The following is a 13821-nucleotide window of genomic DNA, read 5'->3' as shown; positions in this document are numbered from 1 at the left end:
AGGCGGTTCCGCCGGTCAGGGCGATGCCTCGTCCAGGCTGCGCGACAGCAGTCCCGCCTGCTGGGCCCGGCGGACGGCGTCGGTACGGTTGCGGGCACCCAGCTTGCGCAGAATGCGGCGGGTGTGCAGCTTGACCGTCACCTCCTGAAGGCTCAGATGCCGGCCGATCTCCTTGTTGGTCGCCCCGGTGGCGAGCATGGACAGCACCTGCTGTTCCCGGTCGGTCAGGGGGGACGACAGCGCTCCCTCCCCCTCCGCCACGGGATCCTCGGCTTCGTCCGCCTCGTCGATGTCGAGCGACAGGTCGGTCATGTGCATCAGGTCGAGCGCCACGCATTTCGGCACGAAGCTGCCGCCCTCCGCCACCAGCCGGAGGGCCTGCGCCAGGACGCGGCGCGGCGTGGTCTTCGGCAGATAGGCTTCGGCACCGCAGCGCAGCACCTCCAGCGCGGTCACCGGATCCTCCGCCCCGGTCACCACGGCGACCGGCCCCTGAATCCCGGCTTGGCGCAGCACGCTGACCGGGTTGCTTCCCTCGGCACCCGGCATACGCCAGTCCAACACGATCAGGTCGTAGCGGAGAGCCATGGCAGGCGCGCCATCGGGAAGCTGCCGCACCGCCGGCAGTTCCAGCAGCGAACCGATGCAGCCAACCTCGGCCTCCGGCCAAGCCTGCCGGACCGACAGCTCAAGCGCATCCCGGAACAGGGGATGGTCGTCTGCCACCAAGATTTTCATCGAATAGCCTCCGACACCCTCGGCACCCGCCCGACTCTTTATATCAGCATTCCCCCTTATGCCGGTCGAAATCTTAAGTTTTCGTGGCTTCCGTATATTTCACGTCGGTCACATTGGAACATGCTTCGGCGAAGCCACTCCTTACCGCCCGCGGGATAATATCCCCACTATCCTATTTTCTGATCCTGCTATCCCAGACTCAACCTCCACGCGGGGTATCATCCGGTTATGGTGAGCTCAACGATCCTATCCAGCGCAGCCCGCCGGCATCAAGGCGGACGACGGAAGCGGCGACCATGGACATGACCCTTTACGAGCTGCGGGCCACGCCCGGCACACTGGCCGGCACCATCCTGCTGGTCGACGATGATCCCGACTTCCGCGGAATGACCCGCATCGCCTTCACACGCGCCGGCTACACCGTCCACGAGGCCGACAACGGCAACGCCGCCCTGGCGATCCTGGCCGGCCAGACCGTCGATCTGGTCGTGACCGACATCATCATGCCCGAGGCCGACGGATACGAGGTGATCCTGCGGCTGAAGGAACAACCATCGCGCCCGCCATTGATCGCGGTAACCGGCGGCAGCCTGCGGCTGCGCATGGAGTTGCCGGGAATGGCCCGCCTGCTGGGGGCCGACGCGGCGTTCGAAAAGCCGGTCGACCTGTCGGCACTGCTGGCGGAAGCCGGCCGGCTGATCGCCGCCCGCAAGGGGGGTGCCGCCGGATGAACATCCTGATCGTCGACGACGACCGCACCAACCTGTTCATCATGGGCGCCATCGTCCGCCGTCTGGACGATGCGGAGCCCATCGCCATGGAAAACCCGCTCGACGCCATGGAGTGGCTGCGCGGGAACGAGCCCGACCTGATCCTGCTGGACCAGATGATGCCGGACATGGACGGCATGGAGCTGCTGCGCCACATCCGCGATGATTCGCGGCTGGACACTGTTCCGGTGGTGATGATCACAGCCAACACGGCGGTGGACATCCGGGTGCGCGCACTGGACGAGGGCTGCAGCGATTTCCTGACCAAGCCGATCATTGTGCCGGAGGTGCAGGCCCGCCTGCGCAACCTGCTGGCCCTGCGCCAGAGCCGCGCCCTGCTGCGCGACCGCGCCGCCCTGCTGGCCGACGAGGTGGAACGGGTGACCGCCGCCCTCCAGCGGCAGGGGGAGGAACTGGTCAACCGCCTGTCGCGTGCGGCCGAATACCGCGATCCCGAAACCGGCGCCCATATCGAGCGGATGGCGCTCTATTCGCGCCTCATCGCCGAAGCGGCGGGCTGTGGCGGCGCCTATGCCCATGAATTGGAGAAGGCGGCGCCGATGCACGACATCGGCAAGATCGGCATCGCCGATATGATCCTGCTGAAACCGGGGCGGCTGACGCCGGAAGAGATGACGGTGATGCGCCAGCACGCCACCATAGGCCACCGCATCCTGGCCAACAGCGACATCCCGCTGCTGCGGCTGGCGGCGGAGATCGCGCTCAGCCATCATGAGAAGTTCGACGGCAGCGGCTATCCCAACGGCTTGGCCGGCACCGCCATCCCGCTGTCCGGCCGCATCGTCGCCATCGCCGACGTGTTCGACGCCCTCACCTCCACCCGGCCCTACAAGCGGTCGTGGACGCTGGAGGAGGCGCGCAGCTTCATGATCGAGCAGCGCGGCCGCCACTTCGACCCCGCCCTGCTCGACGCCTTCCTGTCGCGCTGGGACGAGGTCTGCACCATTCACCGCGAGAATGCCGACGACCTGCCGGAGATCGTCCCGGAGGATGCGTGACGACCGGCGGCACATTCAGGTGACGATGCGCCCTTAGTTGACGATGCGCCCCTAGTTGACAATACGCCAGGTACCGTCGGGCTGCAGGCAGGCGGTGCCGTAGACCGGCTGCGACCGGCCGCCGACCATGGCGCGGCTCTGGTATTCGCGGCACTGCTGACCACTGCGCGAGTAATAGATCGGGCCGGCCGGATCGACGCCGATGGCGGCGGGAGGCGGGTTGTAATACTGCACCACCGGAGGCGGTGGCGCATAGACCACCGGCGGCGGCGCATAATACTGCACCACCGGCGGAGGCGGCGCGTAGTAGCGGTGGGGCTGGTAATAGCCGTAACCCGGGAAGATCGGCCCGAAGCCGATGCCGACCGACACCGACGTGCGCGCCTGCGCCGGTCCGGGAACCACGGCCACCGCAGCGGCAGCCGCGGTCGCCAGCATCACAGCACCCAGGGCAAGCGCCCTCCGCACCGTCTTCATCATGTGTCTCCCGGTCGCGACCCCCGGCGGCCCCGCCGCCGACATGCCCGACAGGGCATCATACACCGACCCCGCGTCGCATCACAGGGGCTGCGCGCGGGGACGTATGCGGGACGATCGGACTTGTCAGATGTCGAGCGGCAGGTTGTCGGGATCGAAGCCCAGTTGCTCCACGATGGCGCGGGCGAGCGGGATGCTGGTCTCAAACCGCCATTCGGCCGTGCCCGGCCGGTATTCCGACACGTTGGGACGGCCGTTGGCGAAGCGGCGCGGGTGCAGCTCGTACCAATAGATGTCGCCGAGCGCGACGCCCTGTTCCTTCGCATAGGCTTCGGCGATGCCCGGCCAATCGTTCACGGCCGGCTGGGGCGACCCGGCCGCCTTGGCGATGTCGGTCTGTTCCAGGAAGGCGACGATGCGCTTCCCCTCGCGCTCGAAATCGGCGACCCGGATGGTGACGGGCTGCTTTCCCTCACGCTGATAGGTCCACTCGCGGTTCTTTTCGACCAAGGCCTTGTCCACGGCAAATGCTCCGGTTCACTCCTGCAAAGGCTAACCGACCGGCCCGCCTTAAGCCAACTGTTCCGTTGCCTTATCCGAACGAGCCGGAGCCCTCGCGACCCCGTGCCCCCCGGCACGGCGGATCAAAGGTTACCAAAGCACGACGCTTTTTCTTTGTACACGGGAATTGTAACGCCCGGCTTGCGCCGGGCGTCCATTCTGCCGTCCGCAGCCCTCTCGTCAATAACCCAGCGTCATGCCGTCGGGGTTGCGGGGGTCGGAATAGCCGTACAGCCCGTCCTCGCGCAGCTGGATGGTCTGGGTGCGGCCCATCGTCGGCTTCACCGCCACCTTGTGGCCCATCTGTTCCAGCAGGCGGATCGTGTCGGGGCTGAGCCCCTTCTCCACCCGCAGCTCGTCGGGGGTCCACTGGTGATGGACGCGCGGCAGGGCGGCGGCCTCGGCCGGGTTCATGCCGAAGTCGATGTGGTCGATCACCGTTTCCATGGTGGTGGTGATGATGCGGCTGCCACCGGGGCTGCCTGTGACCAGCCAGGGCTTGCCGTCCTTCAGCACGATGGTCGGCGACATGGAGCTGAGCGGCCGCTTGAAGGGCTGGATGGCGTTGGCCTCGCCGCCGATCAGCCCGAAGGCGTTGGGCACGCCCGGCTTGGCCGAGAAATCGTCCATCTCGTTGTTCAGCAGGATGCCGGTGCCGGCGGCAACGATGCCGCTGCCGAAATTGAGGTTCAGCGTGTAGGTGGTGCTGACCACGTTGCCCCGGCTGTCCGCCACCGAATAATGGGTGGTCTGGTCGCTCTCGTAGGGCGCCGGCTTGCCGGGCTTGATGCTGCTGGCCGGGGTCGCCTTTTCCGGATCGATCTTCGCCGCCAGCTCGTCGGCATATTTGCGCGAGGTCAGGCCCTTCACCGGCACCTTGGTGAAGTCGGGATCGCCCAGATATTCGGAGCGGTCGGCATAGGCGAGCTTCATGGACTCAGCCATCAGATGGATCGACCGGGCACTGGCCGGGCCGTACTCTTTCAGCGGCCAGCGCTCCAGCATGTTCAGCATCTGGATGATGTGCGTCCCGCCGGAGCTGGGCGGCGGCATCGACTTCACCGTATAGCCGCGGTAGCTGCCGCTGACCGGCTCGCGCTCCACCACCTTGTAGGCCTTCAAATCCTCCTTGGTGATGTATCCGCCATGTTTGGCCATCTCCGCCGCGATCTTCTCGGCGATTTCCCCCTCGTAGAAGGCCTTCGGCCCCTGACGGGCGATCATCTCCAGCGAGTTGGCGAGGTCGGGGTTGGCAAGCGTCTCCCCGGCGGTCAGCGGGCGGTCGCCCTTGAAGAAGACGGCGCGGGTGGCGTCCCATTTGGCCAGATGGTCGCGTTCGACCTCCAGCAGGCCGGCAAGCTGCGGGGTGACGGTGTAGCCCTCGCGCGCCAGCCTGATCGCCGGGGCCATCACGTCGGCCAGCGGCATCGTGCCGTATTTCTCCAGCGCGTGGGCCAGCCCGGCGACCGTGCCGGGAATGCCCACCGCCAGATGGGTGTAGAGCGAGCGGTCGGGCACGACCTTGCCCTGCGCGTCCAGATACATGTCGCGGAAGGCCTTGGCCGGCGCCATCTCGCGGAAGTCGATGGCGACGTCCTTCCCGCTGGCCGCGTCATGGACGATCATGAATCCGCCGCCGCCGACATTCCCGGCGTTGGGCAGCACCACCGCCAGCGCGAAGCCGACGGCGACCGCCGCGTCGACCGCATTGCCGCCGCGCTGGAGGATGTCGACGCCGATCTCCGTCGCCAGCCGGTGCTCCGAGGCCACCATCCCGTTCTGCGAACGGACGGGATAGAAGATGTCGTAGCCGATGTCGTAGCGGACCGACGGCGGGGCCGAAGTGGTGGTGGGGGCAACTGCCGGAGCCTGTTGGGGCGCCTTCTGGGCAAGGACTGGCGCCGGCAGGACCAGGGGCATGACCAGGGCCGAGCCGACGCAGAGCGCCGCCACCGCCGCGATGGAGGAACGGGACCGTAAAGCGGAAAACCACATGCGGTGAATCTCCTGAGCGGGACGACAGGTCGGGGGCTGCAGCCCGGGTTCCGCAGGATGTCACACCCGCAGCGCCCGGTCTTCACCCCGTAGCTGGTCTGCCCAACAATTCACCATCAGGGTTAATGGCGTCGCTCATCCCCGTGAATGGACTGTGACGGCCGGTGAATGGATTGCGACGCGGTTCAAGGCGCGGCCGTCACTCTGCTCAGTAGGTCTCCGCCATCCGCGACCGGCTCATGCTGTCGGAACCGCCGTCGAAGGAGCCGCGGGAACCGTGATGGCCCAGCGCGTCCTGATGGCCGCCGGACAGGCGCTCCTTGACCGGGCAGTGACCGCTCATGCCGCGGGCGACCAGGGCGGCCCCGACCAGCCCCATGATGGCGCCGGGAATGCTGGCGCCCTTGCGCAGGCCGCCCGCCGCGACGGCGAGGCCGAGGCCGGTCGAGACGATGCGCTCGCCCATGCCCATGTTGGTGTGGCCTTCGAAGACGCTGTCATAGGCATGGCGGATCGAGGATTGGGCGTTCATGGCTGCTCCGGAGGACGATGGGGGTGGGATGCCCATTCCAACGCGGTACATCCCCGTCTGTTCCCTCCCCTTGCCCGGCCTCGACACCAGCGGGCGTTCAGTCCTCGGCCGCCGCCATGTGGCGGATGGAGCGGGCCAGCCGCGACGGTTCCACCGGCTTGGACAGAACGGTCAGCGCCACTTCCTGGGCTGCGGCGGCGGTCGTCAGATCCTGGGCATAGCCGGTGACCATCAGGATCGGCGTGGCATCCTGCCGGGCGCGCAGGGCGCGGGCCATGTCCAGCCCGGTCATTCCCGGCATCATGTGGTCGGTGACGATCACGTCCGGCCGGAAGCCGTGGTCGAGCAGGGACAGCGCCGCCGACGCATCGGCCGCCTCCCGCACCGAGAAGCCGGCCTGCGCCAGATATTCGGCGGTGGCGGTGCGCACCAGTTCCTCGTCATCCACCAGCAGGACGGCGCAGCCGGCCCCGGCACCGACATCGCCCCCGCTACCGATTCCGGTCGCGGCGGTTTCCCCCGCTCCCGTTCCCCCGGCCGGCGCGGCGGCCGGCTCCGTCAGGGCGCGCGGCAGGTAGAGCGTCACCGTGGTGCCACGCCCCGGCCGGCTGTCCAGCTCCACCCCGCCCCCCGACTGGGTCGCCAGCCCGTGCACCATGCTGAGCCCGAGGCCGGTGCCGCGCCCGACCTCCTTGGTGGTGAAGAAGGGTTCGAAGGCGCGGGCGGCGACCTCGGCCGGCATGCCGGTGCCGGTGTCGCACACCCGCAGCGTCACATAGTCCCCGGCAGAGAGGTTGGGCACCGCATCGGCGGCGACCGTCCGGTTGGCGGCCGTGATCCACAGGGTGCCGCCGCCGGGCATGGCGTCGCGAGCGTTCAGCGCGAGGTTCAGCAGGGCCATTTCCAGCTGGGTCGGGTCGATCATCGCCGCCCAGAGGCCGGGGGCGACCTCCACCTCGATCCGCACCGACTGGCCCAGCGTGCGGCCGAGCAGGCGGCTGACCCGCTCCACCAGCCCGGCGACGTCGACCGGGATCGGCCGAAGCTGCTGCCGGCGCGAGAAGGCCAGCAGATGCTGGGTCAGGGTGGCGCCCCGCTCCACCGCCTGCAGCGCCAGCCGGGCCGGGCCGGAGATGCGCTCGTCGTCGCTGCGGCTGTCGATGACGTGCAGGTTGATGCCGATGGCCTGGAGCAGATTGTTGAAATCATGGGCGACCCCGCCGGTCAGCTGGCCGATCGCCTCCATCTTCTGGCTCTGGCGCAGGGCGTGCTCCGCCCGTTCCCGCCCCTCCACCGCGCGGCGGGCGGCGTCCATCGCCTGCGTCGCCGCCTCGTAGGCGCTGAACTGGCGGGCCAGCGCCCATAAGGACAGCAGCAGCGCGGCGACGCCGATGGTGCCGGCGGCCCCGATGGTCCAGGCCTGGATGCGCCACTCGCTCAGCACCGCCTCCAGCTTGCGGGTGACGTTGACGACCAGCGGATAATCGGCCAGCGCCCGAGTCGCCACCAGCCGCGGTCCGTCATTCAGCCCGATGGGAGCGAGATAGACACCCGACCGGGCCTTCTGCAGCACCTCCAGGAACAGGCGCTGGCCCAGCGGACGGCCGATGTCGGGCAGGAACGGATAGCGGGCCAGCAGGATGCCGTCGCGCCGCCACAGGCTGATGCTGCCGTCGCCGTCGGGCTGCAACGCCTTGTACAGCCGTTCGAAATAGCTGAGCTCGATGGCGCCCAGCACGAGGCCGACGAAGCTGCCGTCCGGCCCGCTGATGCGACGGGCCAGATAGATGGTCCAGCTGCCGTTGCCGCGGTTCTGCACCGGTTCGCTGATGAAGGGCTCCGCGGTGTCGTGGTCGCGCAGATAGGCGAAGTAATCGCGGTCGGCCACATTGACCGGCGGAATCGGGTAATAGCGCGAGAAGTTGATCAGGTGCCCGTCGGCCGCGATCATCGTCACCGCGTCCAGCTGCGGCAGGCCGGAGATCCGCGCCCGCAGCATCTGGTGGGTGTCGCGCCCGCCCATCCGGCGGACATAGTCGCCGGGCGTGGCGATCCCCTCCGACTTCATCTGCTCGACGATGGTGGTCAGGACCAGATCGACGCTCTGCATCGCGCGGGTCGTCTGTTCGGCCAGCGACAGGTTCAGGGTCGACAGCTCGCGCTCCGCCCCCTTTATCTCGCGCTCGTGCATGCTGGCGATGTAATGCACCGTCGCCGCCAGAAGAACGGCGACCGACAGCCCGCCGATCAGCAAAAGGAGGCGCAGCGGCCGGCTGGCGCGCAGATGGGCCAGCCACTGCCCGATCGGGGACTTCGGCAGCCCGCCGTCCGGTTGCGCCATCCTGTCGGAAGAGATCAAGGCACGCCTATGGTGTAGTGTCTAACTTATCAACCGGAATGATCCGGACGCCATAGCGTTACGTCAAGACCGTCAAGGCTAATAGGACCTTGACGGCCGCAACCGCCGAGACGCCGGATCAGGCCCGTGCCCGCAAGGCGCCGGGCAGCTTCAGCACCGACAGGGCAAGGCCGGCGAAGACCAGCAGCCCGCCGGCCAGCTTGGCCGCGGTGAAGGTCTCGCCCAGCAGAAGCGCACTGGAACTCATGCCGAAGATGGGCACGAGCAGCGAGAAGGGGGCGACGAGACTGGCCGGATAATGCCGCATCAGGAAGCCCCAGGCGGCGAAGCCGAACAGGGTGGCCGCCGCCGCAATATAGACCAGCGAGCCGACGCCGACGACCGTCAAGGTGGTGAAGGCATGGACGATGCGCTCCGGCCCCTCCAGCGCCAGCGACATCGCCAGCAGCGGCAGCGGCGGGATCAGGCTGACCCAGACCATCAGGCTGAACAGGTCGGGCGCCTTGGCCCGCTTCATCACGATGTTCGACACGCCCCACGCCGCCGCCGCCGCCAGCGTCAGGGCAAGGCCGAGCAGCGAGTCGCCCGCCGGCATCTCCAGCGCGATCAGCCCGACGCCGGCAAAGGCGACGACCATGCCGCCGATCTGCCGCGGCCCCGGCCGGTCGCCGAGCATTAGGGCGGCGAAGATCGCGGTGAAGAAGGCCTGCGCCTGGAGGACCAGCGAGGCGAGCCCCGCCGGCATGCCGACGTCGATTCCCAGGAACAGCAGCGGGAACTTCACCACGCCCAGCATCACGCCGATTCCGATCACGAACCGCCAGGGCACCGGCGGCCCCTTGCCCCAGCCCAGCACCAGGATCGGCAGCGCCGCCAGCGCGAAGCGCAGGCAGGAGAAGAGCAGCGGCGGGAAATCGCGCAATCCGACCTTGATCGCGACGAAGTTGAAGCCCCAGACGGCGGCAACCGCCACCGCGAGCAGAATGTGGGAAGCACGCATGATGCGGAGGCTAAGCGGGCGCCGCCGGGGCGGTCAATCGGTGGTTGGGCATCTCCGCCGCGGGGCTGACCTGCGCGGTCCCGTCAGGGATCGGCATGCAAAATCCGGCATTCGTCCGATGCGTTGATCGCCCACGACGACCCCGACAGCACCATCGCGCCGATATCGCCCAGACCGCTGCTGCGGAAGCTGGCGCGGCGGGCTCGGGCCAGCGGTTCCAGCTCCTCCAGGTAGCTCTTGGTCGGGATGGCGACATAGAGGCTGCCGTTGGGCAGGCCGCGGGCGCTCAGCGACATCCGCGATCCCTGGTCCAGGCTGGCCGTCAGGTCATAGCGCTCGCCGGGCTTCACCGTCGCGCCGCTGTCCGACGGGGTAAAGCCCGACAGGATAAAACCCGATTCGGTAGAGGCGGTGCGGAAGGTCAGGCGCGGAGCGGCGTCCTGGCCGACCGCAATACCGCGCTCCGCAACACAAAAGGCCTTGCCGCCGGGGGGCGTGTGGATGGTGACGGTCCAGCCCTTGCCGGCGCTGAACGGCTTGGCCGGTCCGTCCGGCAGCCCGGCGGCGGGCGGCGGCGGGGCCGGAGGCGGCGGCACCGTCTCGCAGGCGGCAAGCGCCAGCACGAGGCCGGTCAGCAGGGCCAAAGGCGTCGCCGCCCGGACGGCGCGGCGGCTCATGAAGGCCGGCCGCAGTCGGACGACGGGTGCAAGGTGCGGCCGATCCATCGCGGCGTCCTCCCCATCCCTGAACGTGATGCGGCGATCTGCATACCACGTTCGCATGCATCCGGCGACCGTCGCGGCGGCCGCCCCGCCTGTGCTAGAACCAGGGGCCCTGTCGCAGCAAGCCCTTGGTTGCCATGCCCCACGCCGACTTCATCCACCTGCGCGTCCATTCCGCCTATTCGCTGTCGGAAGGTGCGATCAAGGTGAAGGAGCTGGTCAAGCTCTGCCTGAAACAGCAGATGCCGGCCGTCGCGGTCACCGACACCGGCAACCTGTTCGGCGCGCTGGAGTTCGCGCTGGCGGCGTCCGATGCGGGCGTTCAGCCGATCATCGGCACCGTTCTGGGCATCACCCGCGTCGGACCGGCCCAGACCAAGCCCGGCCTGCCCGGCAAGGCGGCGGCGACCCCCGACCAGATCGTCCTGCTCTGCCAGAACGAGGAGGGCTACCGCAACCTGACGGCGCTGGTGTCCAAGGCCTTCCTCGAATCGGACCCGCTGGCCGGCCCGCAGGTGACGCTCGACGCGCTGGAGGGGCGGTCCGCCGGGCTGATCGCGCTGACCGGCGGCCCCGGCGGCTCCATCGGCCGGCTGCTGCACGAGGGGCAGAAGGATCTGGCGCTCGACGTGCTGGAGCGGCTGAAGCGGCTCTTCCCCAACCGCCTCTATGTCGAGCTGCAGCGGCACGAGGGCGGGCGCGGCCATTTCGCCGCCATCGAGAATGCCATCGAGCCGGCGCTGATCGACCTCGCCTATGCCCATGACCTGCCGCTGGTCGCCACCAACGACTGCTATTTCGCCACCGCCGACATGTACGAGGCGCACGATGCGCTGCTCTGCATCGCCGAGGGCGCCTATCTCAGCCAGGAGGACCGCCGCCGCCTGACACCCGACCACCGCTTCAAGTCGGCGGAGGAGATGCGGCTGCTGTTCGCCGACCTGCCGGAGGCGGTGGACAACACGGTGGCCATCGCCCGGCGCTGCTCCTACCTGCTGAAGCCGATCAAGCCGATCCTGCCGCCCTTCGCCTGCGAAGGCGGCCGCACCGAGGATGACGAGCTGCGCGCCCAGTCGCGCGCCGGCCTGGAGATGCGGCTGGAGAAGGTCGTCTTCACGCCCGAGATGACGCCGGAACAGCGGGAGGAGACCCGCAAGACCTATTTCGAGCGGCTGGAGTTCGAGCTGGACGTCATCGTCAAGATGAAGTTCCCCGGCTACTTCCTGATCGTGTCGGACTTCATCAAATGGGCGAAGAACCACGACATCCCCGTCGGGCCGGGCCGCGGTTCGGGCGCCGGCTCCGTCGTCGCCTGGGCGCTGACCATCACCGACCTCGACCCGCTGCGCTTCGGCCTGCTGTTCGAGCGCTTCCTGAACCCCGAACGCGTGTCGATGCCCGACTTCGACATCGACTTCTGCCAGGACCGCCGCGAAGAGGTCATCCGCTACGTCCAGAACAAGTACGGCTACGACCGCGTCGCCCAGATCATCACCTTCGGTAAGCTGCAGGCGCGCGCCGTGCTGCGCGACGTCGGCCGCGTGCTGCAGATGCCCTACGGGCAGGTCGACAAGATCTGCAAGATGGTGCCGAACAACCCGGCCAACCCGGTGACGCTGCAGCAGGCGCTGGACAGCGAGGAGATGCTGCGGCAGGCGCGCGACGGCGACGATACCGTGCGCCATCTGATCGACATCGCGCTGAAGCTGGAGGGCCTCTACCGCCACGCCTCGACCCACGCCGCCGGCGTGGTGATCGGCGACCGGCCCTTGCAGGAGCTGGTGCCGCTGTACCGAGACCCGCGCTCGGACATGCCCGTCACCCAGTTCAACATGAAGTATGTCGAACAGGCCGGTCTGGTGAAGTTCGACTTCCTCGGCCTGAAGACGCTGACCGTGCTGAAGACGGCGGTCGACCTGATCCCCGAGAAGCCGGACCTGACCACCGTCCCGCTCGACGACGAGAAAAGCTACCAGCTTCTCAGCCGCGCCGAGGCGACCGGCGTGTTCCAGCTGGAAAGCTCGGGCATGCGCGACGTGCTGCGCCGGCTGAAGCCGAACCGGCTGGAGGACATCATCGCGCTGGTGTCGCTCTACCGCCCCGGCCCGATGGACAACATCCCGAAATACATCCGGGTGAAGAACGGCGAGGAAAAAGCCGACTACATGCATGACAGCCTGGAAGGCATCCTGAAGGAGACCTTCGGGATCATGATCTACCAGGAACAGGTCATGCAGATCGCCCAGGTGCTGTCCGGCTATTCGCTGGGCGGCGCCGATCTTCTGCGCCGCGCCATGGGCAAGAAGATCAAGGAGGAGATGGACAACCAGCGCAAGATCTTCTGCGACGGCGCAGAGGCGCGCGGCGTGAAGGCGGAGTTGGCCAGCCTGATCTTCGATCAGGTGATGAAGTTTGCCGGCTACGGCTTCAACAAGTCGCACGCCGCCGCCTACGCGCTGGTCGCCTATCACACGGCGTATCTGAAGGCGAACCATCCGGTGGAGTTCATGGCGGCGTCGATGACGCTCGACCTCGGCAACACCGACAAGCTGAACGTCTTCCGCCAGGAACTCGCCCGCCTGCGCGTCAAGCTGCTGACGCCTGACATCAACCGGTCCGACTCCATCTTCGGGGTGGAGCAGCTGCCCGACGGCACCAAGGCGGTGCGTTACGCTCTTGCCGCGGTCAAGGGCGTCGGCCTGCCCGCCATGAAGGCGGTGGTGGAGGAGCGGCGGAAGAACGGCCCCTTCAAAAGCCTGTTCGACTTCGCCCGCCGATTGGATTTGAAGACCATCAACAAGCGCCAGCTCGAAAATCTCGCCTGCGCCGGTGCCTTCGACGGGCTGAACCCCAACCGCGCCCAGGTGCATGCCGCACTCGAGACCATCATCCGCTACGCCCAGGCGGAGGCGGCGGAGCGCGACAGCGGCATCGGCAACCTCTTTGGCGGCGGGGGCGGCGGTCTGCCGGAGCCCGACCTGCCCAAGGTCAAGGATTGGGAACCGCTGGAGAAGCTGAAGCACGAGTTCGGCGCCATCGGCTTCTACCTGTCGGCCCACCCGCTGGACGCCTATTCCGGCCCGCTCGGCCGGATGAAGGTGGTGCGCTCGGCCGAACTCCAGACCGCCATCGCGAAGGGCGGCTCCACCCGCTACAAGATGGCCGGCATCGTCGTCTCGAAGAAGGAGAAGACCGCCAAGTCCGGCAACCGCTTCGCCTTCGTCGAACTGTCGGACGCCACCGGCGGCTATGAGGTGACGCTGTTCTCCGAGGTGCTGGCTGTCAACCGCGACCTGCTGGAGCCCGGCCGCCCGGTGCTGATGACGGTGGACGCCCAGCTGAACGGTGAAGAGGTCCGCCTGACCTGCCAGGAGATCAAGCCGCTGGAGGAGGCCGTCGCCTCGGTCAGCGCCGGTTTGCGCGTGGTGCTGCGCGACCCCACCCCGATCGAGCATCTGCGCGCCACGCTGGACCGGCTGTCGCGCGGCAAGAGCCGGATCAACGTGCTGGTGGAGATCGACCCGCTGAAGGAGGTCGAGATCGAACTGCCCGGCAGCTACACCATCACCGCGCAGAGCCGCTCGGCCCTGAAAGCGGTGCCGGGCGTGGTCGAAGTGGCGGAACTGTAAGGAGTTTCGACGCAGCCGG

General features: G+C 68.0%; 11 protein-coding genes. 3 read left to right on the top strand and 8 right to left on the bottom strand.

Features of this window, described 5'->3' with window-relative positions:
- Positions 1-15 precede the first annotated feature (15 nt).
- Positions 16-738, bottom strand: a complete 723-nt coding sequence (locus FZ983_RS07760; RefSeq protein WP_149222969.1) for a response regulator transcription factor — start codon at positions 736-738, stop codon at positions 16-18.
- A 296-nt stretch (positions 739-1034) separates the two neighbouring features.
- Between FZ983_RS07760 and FZ983_RS07755 the strand changes: the two genes are divergently transcribed.
- Both FZ983_RS07755 and FZ983_RS07750 read left to right on the top strand, forming a co-directional pair.
- A complete protein-coding gene (locus tag FZ983_RS07755; RefSeq protein WP_149222968.1) occupies positions 1035-1469 on the top strand; it encodes a response regulator in 435 nt (144 codons plus the stop codon).
- Positions 1466-2527, top strand: coding sequence for an HD domain-containing phosphohydrolase (locus FZ983_RS07750; RefSeq protein WP_149222967.1), 1062 nt, complete (start codon positions 1466-1468; stop codon positions 2525-2527). The genes FZ983_RS07755 and FZ983_RS07750 overlap by 4 nt, the downstream gene beginning before the upstream one ends.
- Before the next feature lie 51 nt (positions 2528-2578).
- Here the strand turns inward: FZ983_RS07750 and FZ983_RS07745 are convergent, their stop codons facing one another.
- From FZ983_RS07745 to FZ983_RS07715, 7 genes are all read right to left on the bottom strand, one after another.
- Complete coding sequence (locus FZ983_RS07745) at positions 2579-3004, bottom strand: hypothetical protein (RefSeq protein WP_149223085.1); 426 nt, start codon at positions 3002-3004, stop codon at positions 2579-2581.
- 126 nt (positions 3005-3130) lie between these two features.
- The gene (locus tag FZ983_RS07740) at positions 3131-3526 is read right to left on the bottom strand and encodes a hypothetical protein (protein WP_149222966.1); all 396 of its coding nucleotides are present in this window, start codon (positions 3524-3526) and stop codon (positions 3131-3133) included.
- 219 nt (positions 3527-3745) lie between these two features.
- On the bottom strand, positions 3746-5560 hold the full coding sequence (gene ggt, locus FZ983_RS07735) for a gamma-glutamyltransferase (protein ID WP_149222965.1): 1815 nt from the start codon (positions 5558-5560) through the stop codon (positions 3746-3748).
- Between the two features lie 208 nt (positions 5561-5768).
- Positions 5769-6092 carry a DUF2892 domain-containing protein gene (locus tag FZ983_RS07730; RefSeq protein ID WP_149222964.1) on the bottom strand — a complete coding sequence of 108 codons (324 nt, stop codon included), beginning with the start codon at positions 6090-6092 and terminating at the stop codon, positions 5769-5771.
- Positions 6093-6189: 97 nt separating this feature from the next.
- Positions 6190-8433 carry a hybrid sensor histidine kinase/response regulator gene (locus FZ983_RS07725; protein ID WP_149222963.1) on the bottom strand — a complete coding sequence of 748 codons (2244 nt, stop codon included), beginning with the start codon at positions 8431-8433 and terminating at the stop codon, positions 6190-6192.
- Between the two features lie 136 nt (positions 8434-8569).
- A complete protein-coding gene (locus FZ983_RS07720) occupies positions 8570-9451 on the bottom strand; it encodes an EamA family transporter (protein WP_149222962.1) in 882 nt (293 codons plus the stop codon).
- Between the two features lie 83 nt (positions 9452-9534).
- Positions 9535-10176: a hypothetical protein gene (locus tag FZ983_RS07715; protein ID WP_149222961.1), complete on the bottom strand. Its 642-nt coding sequence runs from the start codon at positions 10174-10176 to the stop codon at positions 9535-9537.
- A gap of 134 nt (positions 10177-10310) precedes the next feature.
- Between FZ983_RS07715 and dnaE the strand changes: the two genes are divergently transcribed.
- A complete protein-coding gene (dnaE, locus tag FZ983_RS07710) occupies positions 10311-13802 on the top strand; it encodes a DNA polymerase III subunit alpha (protein WP_149222960.1) in 3492 nt (1163 codons plus the stop codon).
- Positions 13803-13821: the final 19 nt, after the last annotated feature.

The organism is Azospirillum sp. B21, from assembly GCF_008364825.1.
In the GTDB taxonomy this organism is placed as follows: Bacteria; Pseudomonadota; Alphaproteobacteria; order Azospirillales; family Azospirillaceae; genus Azospirillum.
The sequence above is the reverse complement of the archived record's forward strand: the minus strand, read 5'-3'. Positions and strand labels throughout refer to the sequence as shown.